The following is a 16,083-nucleotide window of genomic DNA, read 5'->3' as shown; positions in this document are numbered from 1 at the left end:
ATTTATGACACACTACGTTGCAATTGATATTGGTGGAACCAACATCAAATATGGTTTGATTGACCAAGAAGGCCAACTTGTTGAATCGCATGAAATGCCAACTGAGGCGCAAAAGGGTGGACCCCATATCTTACAAAAGACAAAAGATATCGTTTCCAGCTATTTAGAAAAAGGCCCAGTAGCAGGTGTTGCCATTTCTTCTGCAGGAATGGTGGATCCTGACGAGGGTGAAATCTTCTATGCTGGTCCTCAAATTCCTAACTACGCAGGAACTCAGTTCAAAAAGGAAATCGAGACTAGCTTTAATATTCCTTGTGAAATTGAAAATGATGTCAACTGCGCAGGTCTTGCTGAAGCAGTTTCTGGTTCAGGTAAGGGAGCGAGTGTCGCTCTTTGCTTGACCATTGGAACAGGCATCGGTGGTTGCTTGATTATGGATGGGAAAGTCTTCCATGGTTTTAGCAATTCAGCCTGTGAAGTCGGTTATATGCACATGCAGGATGGAGCTTTCCAAGACTTAGCTTCTACGACAGCCTTGGTAGAATATGTGGCAGCAGCTCATGGAGATCCAGTTGACCAGTGGAATGGGCGACGCATCTTCAAGGAGGCCACGGAAGGAAACAAGGTTTGCATGGCTGGCATTGACCGCATGGTAGATTACCTCGGGAAAGGTCTGGCAAATATTTGCTACGTTGCCAATCCAGAAGTGGTTATTCTCGGCGGCGGTATCATGGGGCAAGAGGCCATCCTCAAACCGAAGATCCGTACAGCCTTGAAGGCGGCCTTGGTACCAAGTCTAGCTGAAAAAACACGATTGGAATTTGCCCATCACCAAAATACAGCAGGGATGCTAGGTGCATATTACCATTTCAAAACAAAACAATCCTAGTTTGGAACTATAGAATTAAGAAGAACACTTAATCACTACTTGAGTGAAAACTGTTTTGCTTAATTCTTTTTTTATTGAAAAATTTGAGCGAAAGGAGGTAATCGTGAGAAACTAGGAGAAAATAACCGCCTTGCATGAGAAGTTAAGGCGAGGGCAATTCTATCAACCATTTAATTGATATTTAGCTTGAGTAAATGAGAAAATATTGAAAAGTGATATAATGAAATGGACGAGAAATTGACAAATTAGAATTTGTAAAGGTGAGAAAAATGCAATGGCAACATATTCACCTTAAATCAAAATACTATAAAATTACGAGGAGATGGTAAGATGAACAATTATATAAAATTAAATGAAGATAGATGGAATAATGTAAAAAATGACTACACTGAGCCGTTGACACATGAAGAATTAGAAGAAGTTAGAAAACATCCAATTTCTGTTGCCTTAACTGTTGGGGAAAAGGTTCCAACAGAATGGTTTGAAAAAGCCAAGGGAAAAAAGATATTAGGTTTAGCTTGTGGAGGCGGACAGCAGGGTCCAGTTTTTGCTGCAAAAGGTTATGATGTCACCATAATGGATTTTTCTAAATCACAATTAGAAAGAGATGAGATGGTTGCTAAAAGAGAAGGCTTAAAGATCACTACCGTTCAAAGCGATATGACAAAACCATTTCCATTTGAAGATGAAACGTTTGATATTATTTTTAATCCGGTTTCAAATGTATATATAGAAGATCTAGAAAACATGTATAAAGAAGCCTCTCGCGTATTGAAAAAGGGCGGTTTGTTAATGGTCGGATTTATGAACCCTTGGATATACATGTATGATGCTGACACTGTATGGGACAAACCTGATGAGGAATTACTTTTAAAGTTTTCACTACCTTTTAATTCAAGAGAGCTTGAAGAGGAAGGCAAAATCACCATCAATCCAGAATATGGATATGAATTTAGCCATACCTTAGAAAGTCAGATTAGAGGACAACTGAAAAATGGTCTCGCTATGATCGATTTTTATGAATCGTGTGATAAAAGAAATAGATTATCACGTTATGGAAATGACTATATAGCTACACTTTGCATTAAACTATAATGTTATGGAACATATTTCAGGAGAATAGCCCGTTTTATTTTCCTTAAGGGTTAAAATCTAAATCTTAGTTTGTCAAAGTAAAACAATTAAATAAAATTAGAGAGAGGAAGTAAAAGCAAATAGCCGATACTTCCTTTTTTGTTGTCAAGAATTTAAAAAAGGAAAGGGGAATTTATGGAAGGACTGAAAAACACAGATAAAGAAGGCATTAGCACAAAGAGAAAGATTGGAAAAACCACCTATGAGCCTATTATCATTTCAAAACAAAACAATCCTAGTTTGGCTGGACCAAACTAGGATTTTCTAGCGCGTTTTTGTCTACGATAGCCGTTGAGTTTTTTATTTTCCCAATAGCTGTTAAAAATTTTTTCCTTGCTCTCACGATTGATTTCTAAAAAATAGGCATAAATCAAGTCTATTAAGATGAGCATAGGGAGCTGAGCGGAAATACGCTGGATGTAAGAAGATTGGCTATGACTTGCGACAAGGACTGTTTCGGTGTAGGCCTGACAGTCTTTGCTAGGAGAACCGGTAAAGAGAATGGTTTTGGCACCCATGTCCTTGGCATCCAGCAAACTATCTAGGACGGATTGGGTAGTGCCAGATAGGGAAAAACCAAGCACCAAACAGTTTTCATCCATGATACTGGTCGTCCATGCAAAGCCATCCTGATCGGTCAAAGCTTCACAGACCACACCTAGACGCATAAAACGCAGTTTCATCTCACGGGCAATCAGACCGGAACTGCCTGTTCCAAAGAAGTAGACACGCTCAGCATCTTCGATTAACTGGGCGACTCGTTCCAGTTGTTCTTCGTCGATCAAATCCTGTGTTTGTTCCCGTAGGTTACTGTAGCTTCGAAGCACACGTTTGGTCAAGGGACTGTGTTTGTGAGAATGAGTGTCCTGTTTGCTAGCCTGGTGTTGGTATTGAAAAACAAATTCCCGATAGCCAGTAAAGCCACATTTTTTTGCAAAACGGGTAAGGGCAGCTTGGGAGACATGCAGTTTTTGAGTAACTTGTTGAGATGATAAATCATCCACAATCGTATCTACCTGCAAGAAATAACGAGCGATTTCCTGCTCTAACTCTGTTAATTCTTCAAAATGAAGATCAATAATAGTTGCGATATCCTGCTTTTTCATGGAGCTCCTTTTCATGAGTCAAACTCTTAAAAGTTGACGATTGCCTGCTTATTAACATCATTATATCATAGAAGATAGGATAACTAAATAAAAAGGCATTTTCAGATAAAAGTCAAAAAATGCTTCTCCTTTTCCAAGAGTTTCTCCGTAAAATATGGTACAATGAAGAGTACTGGTTTCTAGTCAAATCCTAGATTTTTTAGGTGGATTTGTCAGGGAAAACTGGAATTTTTCTAGAAAAGAGACTTAGTTGTATGAGAAAATTCAATAGCCATTCGATTCCGATTCGGCTTAATTTACTGTTTGCGATTGTTATCCTGCTGTTTATGGCTATTATTGGTCGACTTTTATACATGCAGGTACTGAATAAAGATTTCTATGAAGCAAAGTTGGCTTCAGCCAGCCAGACTAGGGTGACAACCAGTTCGGCTCGTGGACAGATCTATGATGCGGCAGGGAAACCCTTGGTAGAAAACACTGTCAAGCAGGTTGTTTCTTTCACACGAAACAATAAAATGACGGCAGCTGAATTGAAGGAGACAGCCAAGAAACTTCTCACATATGTAAATGTAACCTCCCCTGATCTGACAGATCGACAGATTGCAGACTACTACTTGGCGGACCAGGACGTTTACAAAAAAATAGTCGAATCCTTGCCAAGCGATAAACGCCTGGATTCTGATGGGAACCGCTTATCGGAAGCGACACTTTACAATAATGCGGTTGAAAGCATTGACGTGAGTCAACTTAATTATACAGATGATCAGAAAAAGGAAATATATCTCTTTAGTCAGCTCAATGCCGTTGAAAATTTTGCAACGGGCACTATTTCTACGGATGCCTTAGACGATACCCAAGTTGCTCTCGTTGCATCAGCGTCCAAGGAATTACCAGGTATCAGCATTTCAACCTCATGGGATCGTAAAGTCTTGGACACTTCTTTATCAACAATCGTTGGTAGCGTTTCAAATGAAAAGTCAGGACTTCCGGCAGAGGAAGTTGATGCTTATCTCAAAAAAGGCTATTCTCTCAATGACCGAGTGGGAACTTCCTATCTTGAAAAGCAATATGAAGATGTTCTTCAAGGCAAACGTTCCGTCAAGGAAATCCACCTCGACAAACACGGAAATATGGAAAGTGTGGAAAATGTCGAGGAAGGAAGCAAAGGAAACAATATCAAACTAACGATTGACTTAGCTTTCCAGAATGGTGTGGATGACCTGCTTAAGAGCTACTTTAACTCGGAGTTGAGTAATGGTGGCGCTAAATATTCGGAAGGAGTCTACGCAGTCGCTCTCAATCCTAAAACAGGTGCAGTTCTAGCCATGTCAGGTGTCAAGCATGATGTCCAATCAGGGAAATTAAGTCCAGACTCCCTAGGGACAGTTACCAATGTCTTTGTACCAGGATCTGTCGTCAAGGCAGCAACCATCAGCTCTGGCTGGGAAAATGGAGTTTTGTCAGGCAATCAAACCTTGACAGACCAGCCGATTGTTTTCCAAGGGTCGGCTCCTATCAATTCATGGTATACCTTGTCCTATGGCTCTTTCCCTATCACAGCGGTTGAAGCCTTGGAATATTCTTCAAATACCTACATGGTGCAAACAGCTCTGGGAATTATGGGACAGACCTATAAACCCAATATGATGGTAGCGACGAGTCAATTAGATACAGCTATGGGCAAATTGCGGTCAACCTTTGGAGAATACGGACTCGGGGCTTCAACGGGAATTGATCTTCCAGATGAATCAACAGGTTTTATACCAAAAGAGTTTGATTTGGCCAACTATCTAAATAATGCCTTTGGTCAGTTTGATAACTACACCCCTATGCAGTTAGCCCAGTATGTTGCAACAATCGCAAACAATGGTGTGCGTTTGGCTCCCCACATCGTTGAAGGGGTTTATGGCAACAATGACCAAGGAGGTTTAGGTAGTCTGGTTCAGGAGACAGCTGCCAAGGAAATGAACAAGGTTAATATATCAGAAGCAGATATGGCTATCTTGCAGCAAGGTTTCTATCAAGTTTCTCATGGAACGAGCGCTCTGACAACCGGTCGTGCATTCTCAAATGGCGCAGCCGTATCCATCAGTGGGAAAACGGGTACTGCCGAAAGTTACGTTAATGGCGGTCAAAAGGCCAATAATACCAACGCAGTTGCTTATGCTCCGTCCGATAATCCTCAAATCGCGGTCGCAGTCGTCTTTCCTCATAACACCAATCTTACAAATGGTGTCGGACCTTCCATTGCACGCGACATTATCAACCTCTATAACCAACACCATCCAATGAATTAGAAAGGAACTTATGCTGTATCCAACACCTATTGCCAAGCTGATTGATAGCTATTCAAAGCTTCCGGGTATCGGGATTAAAACGGCTACCCGCCTAGCCTTCTATACTATTGGAATGTCTGATGACGATGTCAATGAATTTGCTAAAAATCTCCTATCTGCCAAGCGGGAATTAACCTATTGTTCCATCTGTGGCCGTTTGACCGATGATGATCCTTGCTCTATCTGTACGGACCCGACTCGAGATCAGACAACCATCTTGGTGCTAGAGGATAGTCGCGATGTGGCTGCTATGGAAAATATCCAAGAATACCACGGACTCTATCATGTCTTGCATGGACTCATTTCTCCGATGAATGGTATCAGCCCAGATGATATCAATCTCAAGAGCCTCATGACCCGTCTCATGGATAGTGAGGTTTCAGAGGTCATCGTAGCAACCAATGCTACAGCAGATGGGGAAGCGACCTCTATGTATCTCTCTCGTCTCCTCAAGCCAGCTGGGATCAAGGTCACTCGCCTGGCACGAGGCCTAGCCGTGGGAGCAGATATAGAGTATGCGGACGAAGTCACACTCTTACGAGCCATTGAAAATCGGACAGAGTTGTAAGTGTCAGTAAAAACTTAGTTTATTTTGACGTATAAGACAAGCCCTAGGAATTTTTCTAGGGTTTATCTTTTTCTGTTTCTAATGTGATAAGGACAAACCTTGCTAATAAGAACGTTCCCAGTAAACACAAAATATAAGGCATCAGAAAACGGACCTCCAAAATCACTAGTGCCGTCTCTATCAAACTCATTAACCAAATGATAGAGTTTAACCTAAGGTGATAGGCGCATTAGTTCCTTATGATTTGTTTTGAAATCGTACTATTTTTGTGTTATGATATGGTCAATATATAATTAATAAGGGGAGTTTGAGATATGGGTGGAAAGATAAAATCTAGTACGATAGCAGCAGAGGCGGCTATTAATGAGTTGGTTGGGTATGACACGAGTGACAAGCAAAATCAGCAGGTAGAATTTTCATATACTTCTGAAATCGCTGGGATGGAAGCTGGACGTCAGGCCTGCAATCAAATGCTTCAGGCGGTCAGTGATTTTAGTTCAGCTGTTTTGACCCAAGCAAATAAGTTTCCAGAAATTGCTCATAGGATTGAAAAACGTGATATAGAGCAAGCTAAGAGATGGAGTCACTAAGGAATGGCAGATAAGAACGAAGAAAAGCGCTACAAACTTTGGCGAGAGATTGTCAAGATTGACGATAAGGCAGAAAGTCTTCAGACTCTAAAAAGACAATATGAACAGCAGCTAACTCACTTTCACTCAGAAATCCAGAGTATCCACCATCGTATGGCGACTCTATTGTCTCACTCACCCAATTCTCGTCAGGTGATAGAGCAAATTGAAAGTGAAAATAGAACCATTCAGCGACAGGTCAACTCTTATGTAGATGAGGAACTGGATGCCTTGGAAAAACAAACGAAGAAGGCTCGTCGAACTTTCGATGAAGCTAGAGAAGAACTGATAGCGGAAAGGAATCGGCTACCATGGGAGTAAAATACAGCGCACAAGAATCCCAAGAATTGATTCAGGCCATGACTAATAATCTCCAAGTCGCAAATGAAGTCACGGACCGCTTATCTAGTGGATGTGACCACCTGATTTTCTCTTTAGACTCAGGTGAGCTGACAGGAGCAGCCTACACAGCTGGGAAGGGTCTCTTTACAGAGATTATCATCCCCAGCATCAAGAAGTTACAAGCAGCGATAGATGATATCCAACTAGAGTTGACCTCCTACAAAAATGCAGATGCTCAGGTCTCAGGATATGGAGATTTGGACCTGGACCAGCTCAAGGAACTGAAAAAATTGAGGGAAGAGCAGTTAGCTATCGTAGAAGCTCAGATTCAAGCGAGGGAGAATTGGTTAAATCAAATCAAAGATTTCTTTAGTCTCAATTGGGGGAAAGCCTTCTCTGAGAAGACCATCCTCTACAATACCAAGTCTCAAATCGAGTCAGGTATTCAGGATTTGGATGATAAGATTGAAAAACTAGAATTCTTTGTCTCACAGGTTTCCCAGTATTTCAACGATAGCCTAGAAGTCCTTAGCTTAGCCATCAAAGGAGCTACGCAACTAAGTAAAGTCATTGTCGATAGCGATGGTAACTACTATGCGGACGGTCTGGACATGAGCTGGGTGCAAAAGATGAAGGATGTGAAGATTGAGAGTGCAAAATATGATTCTTCTAAGAAAACTAAGGATTTGCATAAAGAATACCAGAAAATCTTAGATAAGTTGGAAAATGGAAAAGAACTTAGCGATAAGGAGTTCCAAATTTTAGAATCTTATGTACATCACCATCCTCAAATACAATTTCCTCAAGTTGTAACAGAAAAATTGAAAGCGGAGGCTACCAATAGAGCTAATCCAGAGAAACTACAGGAAAAGGTTGAGAAAATTAAAAAGAGTGATAAAATTTCGACCGAAAAAGCAGACCTAATCGTTAAGGCTTATGAGGATTATCTGTTTTATAATAATAGAGAAGCGTTTGAGGAGTATTGGAAGAAGAGAAAAAAGATGGGTGATGATTGGGGAAAAGAAGATCCAATAATCCAGGATAAGATGAATGATATAGAAAAAGAATTTTACAAATCGTTAACATCAAAAATTAATATAAAAGTAGTAACGCAAAATATGGGAAACGATGTATTAGATGTTAAAAATTTAGAGGATGTAAAAAAGGGTGAATTAATTCAGAGAGGTAGAAGTATATGGAAAAGCCCTGGTGATAATGGAAGAATTGATAGTTCGATTGCTATAGGAAATAAGATTGGAGATAATGGAACATTTATAGATTTAGTTAATTCTAATAAACCCCTAGACCTAAAAAATCGAGTTTATAGAGAAGATTACCCTTTTTCAATTTGGGGTCGACAATGGGAAGAAGGAATGGAGTCTGATTACCTTGGAAATTATCTTTTTGGCTATGTTGGTAAAGGTTATTTAGAATCTAGTGATGAGTACTTGAAAATAGGAGCCGGAGCAGCTCAAGGGCTGTCTGATAAAGATGCTATAAAATATATAAACAATGTTATCAATGGAAATTATGGAGATAATCCAGGAGATGCTAAGATGATTCAAGACGGAATTAACGACTATAAGGAGAGTTACAAATGAGCATGACGAAAAAATCGAATTGGAATTTAGGTTGTAGTTTAGTACTTGTTGTAGTCCTAGCAGCTAGTTTTCTATTTTATCTATGGGCACAAAATCTTGGTAAGTATACTCTGCAACCAGGAGAGTCGGCTAACTTTACAGTAAATCCTCGGACACATGATGTAGAATACTACTCAGAATTAATCTTGAAAAAAAATGATACTAATAAGCTTAAATTATCAGGTAAAAAAGTTTGGTTTGAGATGCATGGCGATATTTTTTATGATGTTGAAGGGCAAAAACTTGTTCGAAGCCATCATTCAGAAGATGTTGATGAAGAGTTACCCAATAATCAAAAAGATATCCATTTAGTCCAGGATGGAATTGTTGTCAGTTACCAGGGGGAAAAAGTTTTTAATGTAACTAATAACAAGTCCTACACGATCACCATCACCAATGTAGACGACAAGCCAGCTCACTTTGAAGCTCAAGTGGTGGATAGGTAAAATTTCAGCTCTCAAATGAGGGCTTTTTTAGATACAAGTTTCAAAAAAGAAGCAAATATGATATACTAAAGGATGAGTATTCTATTAGAATTAGGACAAGCAATATGAAACAAACGATTATTCTTTTATACGGCGGGCGTAGTGCAGAGCGTGAAGTCTCTGTCCTTTCAGCTGAGAGTGTCATGCGTGCGGTCAACTACGATCGTTTCACAGTCAAGACTTTCTTTATCAGCCAGTCAGGTGATTTTATCAAAACGCAAGAATTTAGCCAGACTCCAGGTCAAGAGGATCGTCTTATGACCAATGCAACCGTTGATTGGGACAAGAAAATCGCACCAAGTGCCATCTACGAAGAAGGCGCTGTGGTCTTTCCAGTCCTTCATGGTCCGATGGGAGAAGATGGCTCTGTTCAAGGGTTTTTGGAAGTTTTGAAAATGCCATACGTTGGTTGTGATATCTTGTCATCAAGTCTTGCTATGGATAAAATCACTACTAAGCGTGTTTTGGAGTCTGCTGGGATTACCCAAGTTCCTTATGTGGCCATTGTCGAAGGGGATGATGTAACTTCTAAAATCGCTGAAGTTGAAGAAAAGTTGACTTATCCAGTCTTCACTAAACCATCAAACATGGGTTCCAGTGTCGGTATTTCTAAATCTGAAAACCAAGAGGAACTCCGTCAAGCTCTAGAACTTGCTTTCCGATATGACAGCCGTGTCTTGGTAGAACAAGGAGTGAATGCGCGTGAAATTGAGGTTGGTCTCTTGGGTAACTACGATGTCAAGAGCACGCTTCCTGGTGAAGTGGTCAAGGATGTTGCCTTCTATGACTATGATGCCAAGTATATCGACAACAAGATTACCATGGACATTCCAGCTAAAATCAGTGATGACGTGGTTGCTGTTATGCGTCAAAATGCTGAAACAGCCTTCCGTGCGATTGGTGGCCTCGGTCTCTCTCGTTGCGATTTCTTCTATACGGATAAGGGCGAGATTTTCCTAAACGAGCTCAATACCATGCCAGGTTTCACCCAGTGGTCTATGTATCCACTACTGTGGGACAATATGGGAATCAGCTACCCAGAACTAATCGAGCGTTTGGTTGATCTTGCTAAAGAAAGTTTTGACAAGCGCGAAGCGCATTTGCTATAAAAATGAAAGAGAGGGTAGGAGCCAGAACCATCACCGCAAGGTGACTAGAGTTCTCGGACTTCAACCCTTTTTAAAGGAGTAGAAATGAAATTAACAATCTATGAAGTGGCTCAAGTTGTCGGAGCTAAAAATGATATCAGCATTTTTGAGGATACCAAGTTAGAAAAGGCCGAGTTTGATAGTCGCTTAATTGCGATAGGGGATTTATTTGTTCCGCTCAAGGGCGCGCGTGACGGTCATGACTTTATCGAAACAGCCTTTGAAAATGGCGCTGCTGTAACCCTGTCTGAGAAAGAAATTGCAAACCATCCCTACATTCTAGTAGACGACGTCTTGACTGCCTTTCAAACCCTGGCTGCTTACTATCTTGAAAAAATGGGAGTTGATGTCTTTGCTGTCACAGGTTCAAACGGCAAGACAACGACCAAGGATATGCTGGCGCATTTACTGTCAACAACCTACAAAACTTACAAGACACAAGGCAACTACAATAATGAGATTGGTCTTCCCTACACAGTTCTCCATATGCCTGAAGGAACAGAAAAGTTGGTCTTGGAGATGGGGCAGGATCACCTTGGTGATATCCATCTTTTGTCTGAATTAGCTCATCCAAAGACAGCCATCGTGACCTTGGTTGGAGAAGCTCATTTGGCTTTTTTCAAAGATCGTTCAGAGATTGCTAAAGGAAAAATGCAAATTGCTGATGGCATGGCGTCTGGTTCCTTGCTTTTGGCACCAGCAGATCCGATTGTAGAGGACTACTTGCCAACTGATAAAAAGGTGGTTCGTTTTGGTCAAGGAGCAGAGCTGGAAATTACAGACTTGGTTGAGCGCAAAGATAGTCTGACCTTTAAGGCCAATTTTTTGGAGCAAGCCCTTGATTTACCGGTGACTGGTAAGTACAATGCCACCAATGCCATGATAGCTGCTTACGTGGCTCTCAAAGAAGGAGTTTCAGAGGAGCAAATTCGTTTGGCTTTTCAAAATCTTGAATTGACTCGTAACCGTACCGAGTGGAAGAAAGCCGCTAATGGAGCAGATATCCTGTCAGATGTGTACAATGCCAATCCAACAGCGATGAAGTTGATTTTGGAGACTTTTTCGGCTATTCCAGCCAATGAAGGTGGCAAGAAAATTGCTGTACTAGCAGATATGAAAGAACTCGGAGACCAATCTGTTCAACTCCATAACCAGATGATTTTGAGCCTCTCACCAGATGTGCTTGATACCGTTATTTTCTATGGAGCAGACATCGCTGAATTGGCCCAACTTGCTAGTCAAATGTTCCCAATCGGCCACGTTTACTACTTCAAGAAGACAGCTGACGAAGACCAATTTGAAAATCTAGTCAAGCAGGTCAAGGAAAGCCTCGGTGCCAATGACCAAATTCTGCTCAAAGGCTCGAACTCTATGAATCTAGCTAAGTTGGTAGAAAGTTTAGAGAATGAATGCAAGTGATTTTACCAAGTATCTGCAAAGAATGCTAGCTATTACGGATACTGGATTAACCTTTACAAAAGATCCTTTTGACCGCGAGCGCTACGAGGACTTGCGTGCGATCTTATCTGATATTTTGAGAGAAACTACAGAACTAAAGCAAGAGGAAGTAACAGAGCTCCTGAGACCAACTTCCGCTTACGCAACTCCTCTGATGGACGTCCGTGCCTGGATTGTTGAGGATGAAAAAGTATGTCTAGTCAGAGGACAAGGAGAGGAAAGTTGGGCTTTGCCAGGTGGATTTGGTGAAGTCGGCTACTCTCCAACCGAAAATATTCTCAAAGAAATTAAAGAAGAAACCGGTTTTACAGCAAAGGCTGAAAGGTTACTTGCAGTTTTTGACACCAATCGTTTCCAACTACAGAGCAAACAATATGCAAAGCTTGTCTTTGAATGTCAACTTCTTGACGGACAATTTCAAGAAAATCAAGAAATTGCTGACCTTCAATTTTTTTCCATTGACCAACTACCAGCCTTGTCTGAAAAACGCATTACCAAGGATCAGATGGAGATTCTTTGGCAGGTTCATCATGGACAAAGAGAGCAATATATTGATTAGGTTATGCTAGAGAAGTCTGCAAATCAAAAAAGGGTGTTTGTAAGATGCATTTCTTCGATACAAATGATATAATAGGTTGCGAATTTAAGACGCAAGTGTTCTATGCATGGCATGGAATCAAGCTTTTTCAAAAAAATTTTAAAAGCTAGAATAGTGAGCTTTCTACTACGCTGGCTAGATGAACGAGGAATAGAATATGAATTTGTGGGAACAATTATTTACCACACAGATATCAGAACCGCCCCAGTTTGAACTCCACTGGTATATTGGTTTGTTATGTTTACTGGCTCTTACTTTCTATCTTTCTTATCGTTACCGTGACAAGGTGGCTTACCAGCGCTTTATTCAGATCCTTCAGTCTCTTCAACTGATTGTTCTGTATAGCTGGTATTGGGGGAATCAAATGCCCTTATCAGAAAGTTTGCCCTTCTATCATTGCCGTATCGCCATGTTTGTTATGCTCTTGATTCCAGGGACTTCCAAGTACAAGCAATACTTTGCACTTCTAGGAACCTTTGGAGCAACCGCTGCTCTGGCATACCCACTCTTTGACCCTTATCCGTTTCCGCACGTGACCATCCTGTCCTTTATCATCGGGCACGTGGCACTTTTGGGGAATGCGCTCCTATACTTGTTTAAGAATTATGAAGCTTCCCTGCTCAATTTAAAAAATGTGACAGTGATTACATTTTCTCTAAATGCCTTGATAGGAGTTGTCAATTTGGTTGTAGGTGGAGATTATGGGTTTTTAAATAAACCACCATTAGTGGGGAATCACGGACTATTGGCGAATTACATCATCGTGTCCAGTGTGTTGATAGCAGCAATCAGCTTGACTGCAAAAGTACTAGAGGTCTTTTTGCAACAAAGAGCAGAAAAAATGATTCAAGAGAAAGCTTAAGAAGGCCTTCTCTTTTTTTGATTAAATATGCAAAATATAGCTGTAAGGATATAAAAATAATGATTGCTCCTGAGAAAAATTGTTTAAAAGACTTTTACAAAAAACCTAGAGGAAATTTATGAAAAACTAAGCACGATTGGATTTTTTGTGTTATAATATTTTGTGAATAGCTGTGTCTCGTCACAGTTATTGAAAATAGAAGTGAGAAACTTGGAAGACAGAGAGGACGCAATGTAATGACTAGAGATGGTTTTTTTACAGGCTTAGATATCGGAACTAGCTCCATCAAAGTGCTGGTTGCCGAACATAGAGATGGTGAAGTAAATGTAATTGGCGTTAGCAATGCCAAGAGTAAAGGTGTCAAAGACGGGATTATCGTTGATATTGAGGCTGCAGCTTCAGCAATTAAATCCGCAATTTCCCAGGCAGAAGAGAAGGCAGGAATTTCAATCAAGTCTGTCAATGTTGGTTTACCAGCAAATCTCTTGCAGGTTGAACCAACTCAAGGAATGATTCCTGTAACATCAGATACAAAAGAAATTACAGATCAAGACGTAGAGAATGTTGTCAAATCGGCTTTGACAAAGAGCATGACGCCTGATCGTGAAGTGATTACTTTCATTCCAGAAGAATTTATTGTAGATGGCTTCCAAGGTATTCGTGACCCTCGTGGCATGATGGGGGTGCGTTTGGAAATGCGTGGTTTACTTTACACAGGACCTCGTACTATTCTTCATAACCTTCGTAAAACCGTGGAGCGTGTGGGAATCCATGTTGACAACGTCATCATCTCACCATTAGCGATTGTGAATTCAGTTCTCAATGAGGGAGAACGTGAGTTTGGCGCGACAGTGATTGATATGGGTGGTGGACAGACTACAGTTGCAACCATTCGCAATCAAGAATTGCAATTTACAAATATCTACCAAGAAGGTGGAGAATATGTCACTAAAGACATTTCCAAAGTCTTAAAAACTTCCCAAAAAATCGCAGAAAGTTTGAAACTCAACTATGGTGAAGCTTATGTTCCACTAGCAAGTAACGAGACTTTCCAAGTTGAAGTCATTGGTGAAGTAGAGCCCGTTGAAGTGACAGAAAGTTACTTAGCAGAAATTATTTCAGCACGTATCAAACATATTTTTGATCAAATTAAACAGGAGTTAGACAGAAGACACTTGTTGGATCTACCAGGTGGTATCGTTCTGATCGGCGGGAATGCGATTTTACCAGGAGTTGTCGAATTGGCGCAAGAAGTGTTTGGTGTTCGAGTGAAACTCTATGTGCCAAATCAAGTGGGAATTCGCAACCCTGCTTTTGCCCATGTAATCAGCTTGTCTGAGTTTGCAGGTAAATTGACAGAAGTGAATCTTCTGGCTCAAAAGGCAGTCAGAGGAGATGAATTCCTTCGCCAAAAACCAATTAATTTTGGTGTTTCAAATCAGAGTGTGACACCAATTATACAATCAACTCCAGTGCAACCAGCTACTGCAGCAACTGAAATCACACCTGACAGTGGCCTTGCTCCAAGAGACGAATTCCAAGTAAGTTCTCAAGATAAACCGAAATTAACAGACCGTTTCCGCAGCTTGATCGGAAGCATGTTTGATGAATAAAAGAGGAAAAGAAATTATGACATTTTCATTTGATACAGCAGCTGCTCAAGGTGCAGTTATTAAAGTAATTGGTGTCGGTGGAGGCGGTGGTAATGCTATTAACCGCATGATCGACGAAGGTGTTTCAGGCGTAGAATTCATTGCGGCGAACACAGACGTACAAGCCTTAAGTAGTACAAAAGCTGAAACAGTTATCCAACTCGGACCAAAGTTGACTCGTGGTTTGGGTGCTGGAGGTCGACCTGAGGTTGGTCGTAAGGCTGCTGAAGAAAGCGAAGAAGCATTGACAGCAGCAATTAGCGGGGCAGACATGGTCTTTATCACTGCTGGTATGGGTGGAGGATCTGGTACAGGTGCTGCCCCAGTGATAGCGCGTATTGCTAAAGATCTTGGTGCCCTTACAGTAGGTGTTGTGACACGTCCTTTTGGATTTGAAGGAAGCAAACGTGGTCAGTACGCTGTAGAAGGAATCAACGAACTTCGTGAACATGTAGATACTCTATTGATCATTTCAAACAACAACTTGCTTGAAATTGTTGATAAGAAGACACCGCTTCTTGAAGCTCTTAGTGAAGCAGATAACGTCCTTCGCCAAGGTGTTCAAGGGATCACTGACTTGATCACGAACCCAGGATTGATTAACCTTGACTTTGCTGACGTGAAAACGGTTATGGCAAACAAAGGGAATGCCCTCATGGGTATCGGTATTGGCAGTGGAGAAGAGCGTGTCGTTGAAGCGGCTCGTAAAGCGATTTACTCACCACTTCTTGAAACAACCATTGACGGTGCTGAAGATGTCATTGTCAACGTTACTGGTGGTCTTGATTTGACCTTGATTGAAGCAGAAGAAGCTTCTGAAATCGTCAATCAAGCAGCAGGTCAAGGAGTGAATATCTGGCTTGGAACCTCTATTGACGAAAGCATGAAGGATGAAATTCGTGTAACAGTTGTAGCGACTGGTGTTCGTCAAGAACGTGTAGAAAAAGTTGTTGGTTCTCCAGTAAAACAAGCGGCTCGTCGTGAAGCCTCAAGACAACCGCACCCTCAAAATTTTGATCGTCATTTTGACCTAGAAGATACAGCAGAATTACCAAAACAAAGCCAACGACGTTTTGAAACAAGTCAATCTTCTGCTTTTGGTGATTGGGACTTACGTCGTGAATCAATCGTTCGTCAAACTGATTCAGTCGTATCACCTGTAGAACGTTTCGAAGCACCGACTTATCAGGACGAAGATGAGTTGGACACACCTCCATTCTTCAAGAATCGTTAATC

Annotated in this window: 16 protein-coding genes; 15 read left to right on the top strand and 1 reads right to left on the bottom strand. The window is 41.0% G+C overall.

Features of this window, described 5'->3' with window-relative positions; all coding sequences use genetic code 11:
• Nucleotides 1–4 precede the first annotated feature (4 nt).
• The 3 genes from I6G42_RS08890 to I6G42_RS10170 all read left to right on the top strand — a co-directional run bounded on the left by I6G42_RS08890 (nucleotide 5) and on the right by I6G42_RS10170 (nucleotide 2,281).
• Nucleotides 5–889, top strand: a complete 885-nt coding sequence (locus I6G42_RS08890; protein ID WP_038805563.1) for an ROK family protein — start codon at nucleotides 5–7, stop codon at nucleotides 887–889.
• A 330-nt stretch (nucleotides 890–1,219) separates the two neighbouring features.
• Complete coding sequence (locus I6G42_RS08885) at nucleotides 1,220–1,984, top strand: class I SAM-dependent methyltransferase (RefSeq protein ID WP_038805562.1); 765 nt, start codon at nucleotides 1,220–1,222, stop codon at nucleotides 1,982–1,984.
• A 174-nt stretch (nucleotides 1,985–2,158) separates the two neighbouring features.
• Complete coding sequence (locus tag I6G42_RS10170) at nucleotides 2,159–2,281, top strand: hypothetical protein (protein WP_265101011.1); 123 nt, start codon at nucleotides 2,159–2,161, stop codon at nucleotides 2,279–2,281.
• Here the strand turns inward: I6G42_RS10170 and I6G42_RS08880 are convergent.
• The gene (locus I6G42_RS08880; protein WP_038805561.1) at nucleotides 2,278–3,129 is read right to left on the bottom strand and encodes a MurR/RpiR family transcriptional regulator; all 852 of its coding nucleotides are present in this window, start codon (nucleotides 3,127–3,129) and stop codon (nucleotides 2,278–2,280) included. The genes I6G42_RS10170 and I6G42_RS08880 overlap by 4 nt on opposite strands.
• Nucleotides 3,130–3,383: 254 nt before the next feature.
• Between I6G42_RS08880 and pbp2b the strand changes: the two genes are divergently transcribed.
• The 12 genes from pbp2b to ftsZ all read left to right on the top strand — a co-directional run bounded on the left by pbp2b (nucleotide 3,384) and on the right by ftsZ (nucleotide 16,081).
• Nucleotides 3,384–5,426, top strand: coding sequence for a penicillin-binding protein PBP2B (gene pbp2b / locus I6G42_RS08875; protein WP_038805560.1), 2,043 nt, complete (start codon nucleotides 3,384–3,386; stop codon nucleotides 5,424–5,426).
• A 10-nt stretch (nucleotides 5,427–5,436) separates the two neighbouring features.
• Complete coding sequence (gene recR / locus I6G42_RS08870; RefSeq protein ID WP_000966754.1) at nucleotides 5,437–6,033, top strand: recombination mediator RecR; 597 nt, start codon at nucleotides 5,437–5,439, stop codon at nucleotides 6,031–6,033.
• Between the two features lie 314 nt (nucleotides 6,034–6,347).
• On the top strand, nucleotides 6,348–6,623 hold the full coding sequence (locus I6G42_RS08865; protein ID WP_038805559.1) for a hypothetical protein: 276 nt from the start codon (nucleotides 6,348–6,350) through the stop codon (nucleotides 6,621–6,623).
• Nucleotides 6,624–6,626: 3 nt separating this feature from the next.
• Nucleotides 6,627–6,983 carry a hypothetical protein gene (locus I6G42_RS08860; protein ID WP_038805558.1) on the top strand — a complete coding sequence of 119 codons (357 nt, stop codon included), beginning with the start codon at nucleotides 6,627–6,629 and terminating at the stop codon, nucleotides 6,981–6,983.
• The gene (locus I6G42_RS08855) at nucleotides 6,974–8,605 is read left to right on the top strand and encodes a polymorphic toxin type 44 domain-containing protein (RefSeq protein WP_038805557.1); all 1,632 of its coding nucleotides are present in this window, start codon (nucleotides 6,974–6,976) and stop codon (nucleotides 8,603–8,605) included. The genes I6G42_RS08860 and I6G42_RS08855 overlap by 10 nt, the downstream gene beginning before the upstream one ends.
• Complete coding sequence (locus I6G42_RS08850) at nucleotides 8,602–9,090, top strand: hypothetical protein (protein ID WP_038805556.1); 489 nt, start codon at nucleotides 8,602–8,604, stop codon at nucleotides 9,088–9,090. Before I6G42_RS08855 ends, I6G42_RS08850 begins: the two co-directional genes overlap by 4 nt.
• Nucleotides 9,091–9,194: 104 nt before the next feature.
• Nucleotides 9,195–10,238 carry a D-alanine--D-alanine ligase gene (locus tag I6G42_RS08845; protein ID WP_038805555.1) on the top strand — a complete coding sequence of 348 codons (1,044 nt, stop codon included), beginning with the start codon at nucleotides 9,195–9,197 and terminating at the stop codon, nucleotides 10,236–10,238.
• Nucleotides 10,239–10,322: 84 nt separating this feature from the next.
• Complete coding sequence (locus I6G42_RS08840; protein WP_038805554.1) at nucleotides 10,323–11,696, top strand: UDP-N-acetylmuramoyl-tripeptide--D-alanyl-D-alanine ligase; 1,374 nt, start codon at nucleotides 10,323–10,325, stop codon at nucleotides 11,694–11,696.
• Nucleotides 11,683–12,294, top strand: a complete 612-nt coding sequence (locus I6G42_RS08835; RefSeq protein ID WP_038805553.1) for an NUDIX hydrolase — start codon at nucleotides 11,683–11,685, stop codon at nucleotides 12,292–12,294. The genes I6G42_RS08840 and I6G42_RS08835 overlap by 14 nt, the downstream gene beginning before the upstream one ends.
• 196 nt (nucleotides 12,295–12,490) lie before the next feature.
• Nucleotides 12,491–13,195, top strand: coding sequence for a TIGR02206 family membrane protein (locus I6G42_RS08830; RefSeq protein ID WP_038805552.1), 705 nt, complete (start codon nucleotides 12,491–12,493; stop codon nucleotides 13,193–13,195).
• 236 nt (nucleotides 13,196–13,431) lie between these two features.
• Nucleotides 13,432–14,808: a cell division protein FtsA gene (gene ftsA, locus I6G42_RS08825; RefSeq protein WP_038805551.1), complete on the top strand. Its 1,377-nt coding sequence runs from the start codon at nucleotides 13,432–13,434 to the stop codon at nucleotides 14,806–14,808.
• Between the two features lie 16 nt (nucleotides 14,809–14,824).
• The gene (ftsZ, locus tag I6G42_RS08820; protein WP_004243484.1) at nucleotides 14,825–16,081 is read left to right on the top strand and encodes a cell division protein FtsZ; all 1,257 of its coding nucleotides are present in this window, start codon (nucleotides 14,825–14,827) and stop codon (nucleotides 16,079–16,081) included.
• Nucleotides 16,082–16,083: the final 2 nt, after the last annotated feature.

The sequence above is a fragment of the Streptococcus oralis genome (assembly GCF_016028255.1).
Lineage (GTDB): Bacteria > Bacillota > Bacilli > Lactobacillales > Streptococcaceae > Streptococcus > Streptococcus oralis_AC.
Note: the sequence above shows the minus strand (reverse complement) of the source record. Positions and strands in the feature narration are given on the sequence as shown.

Excerpts from the sequence above, each read along its gene's own strand:
- I6G42_RS08890 (WP_038805563.1), top strand. The coding sequence starts at position 5 with ATGACACACTACGTTGCAATTGATATTGGTGGAACCAACATCAAATAT.
- I6G42_RS08885 (WP_038805562.1), top strand. The coding sequence starts at position 1,220 with ATGAACAATTATATAAAATTAAATGAAGATAGATGGAATAATGTAAAA.
- I6G42_RS10170 (WP_265101011.1), top strand. The coding sequence starts at position 2,159 with ATGGAAGGACTGAAAAACACAGATAAAGAAGGCATTAGCACAAAGAGA.
- I6G42_RS08880 (WP_038805561.1), bottom strand. The coding sequence starts at position 3,129 with ATGAAAAAGCAGGATATCGCAACTATTATTGATCTTCATTTTGAAGAA.
- pbp2b (WP_038805560.1), top strand. The coding sequence starts at position 3,384 with ATGAGAAAATTCAATAGCCATTCGATTCCGATTCGGCTTAATTTACTG.
- recR (WP_000966754.1), top strand. The coding sequence starts at position 5,437 with ATGCTGTATCCAACACCTATTGCCAAGCTGATTGATAGCTATTCAAAG.
- I6G42_RS08865 (WP_038805559.1), top strand. The coding sequence starts at position 6,348 with ATGGGTGGAAAGATAAAATCTAGTACGATAGCAGCAGAGGCGGCTATT.
- I6G42_RS08860 (WP_038805558.1), top strand. The coding sequence starts at position 6,627 with ATGGCAGATAAGAACGAAGAAAAGCGCTACAAACTTTGGCGAGAGATT.
- I6G42_RS08855 (WP_038805557.1), top strand. The coding sequence starts at position 6,974 with ATGGGAGTAAAATACAGCGCACAAGAATCCCAAGAATTGATTCAGGCC.
- I6G42_RS08850 (WP_038805556.1), top strand. The coding sequence starts at position 8,602 with ATGAGCATGACGAAAAAATCGAATTGGAATTTAGGTTGTAGTTTAGTA.
- I6G42_RS08845 (WP_038805555.1), top strand. The coding sequence starts at position 9,195 with ATGAAACAAACGATTATTCTTTTATACGGCGGGCGTAGTGCAGAGCGT.
- I6G42_RS08840 (WP_038805554.1), top strand. The coding sequence starts at position 10,323 with ATGAAATTAACAATCTATGAAGTGGCTCAAGTTGTCGGAGCTAAAAAT.
- I6G42_RS08835 (WP_038805553.1), top strand. The coding sequence starts at position 11,683 with ATGAATGCAAGTGATTTTACCAAGTATCTGCAAAGAATGCTAGCTATT.
- I6G42_RS08830 (WP_038805552.1), top strand. The coding sequence starts at position 12,491 with ATGAATTTGTGGGAACAATTATTTACCACACAGATATCAGAACCGCCC.
- ftsA (WP_038805551.1), top strand. The coding sequence starts at position 13,432 with ATGACTAGAGATGGTTTTTTTACAGGCTTAGATATCGGAACTAGCTCC.
- ftsZ (WP_004243484.1), top strand. The coding sequence starts at position 14,825 with ATGACATTTTCATTTGATACAGCAGCTGCTCAAGGTGCAGTTATTAAA.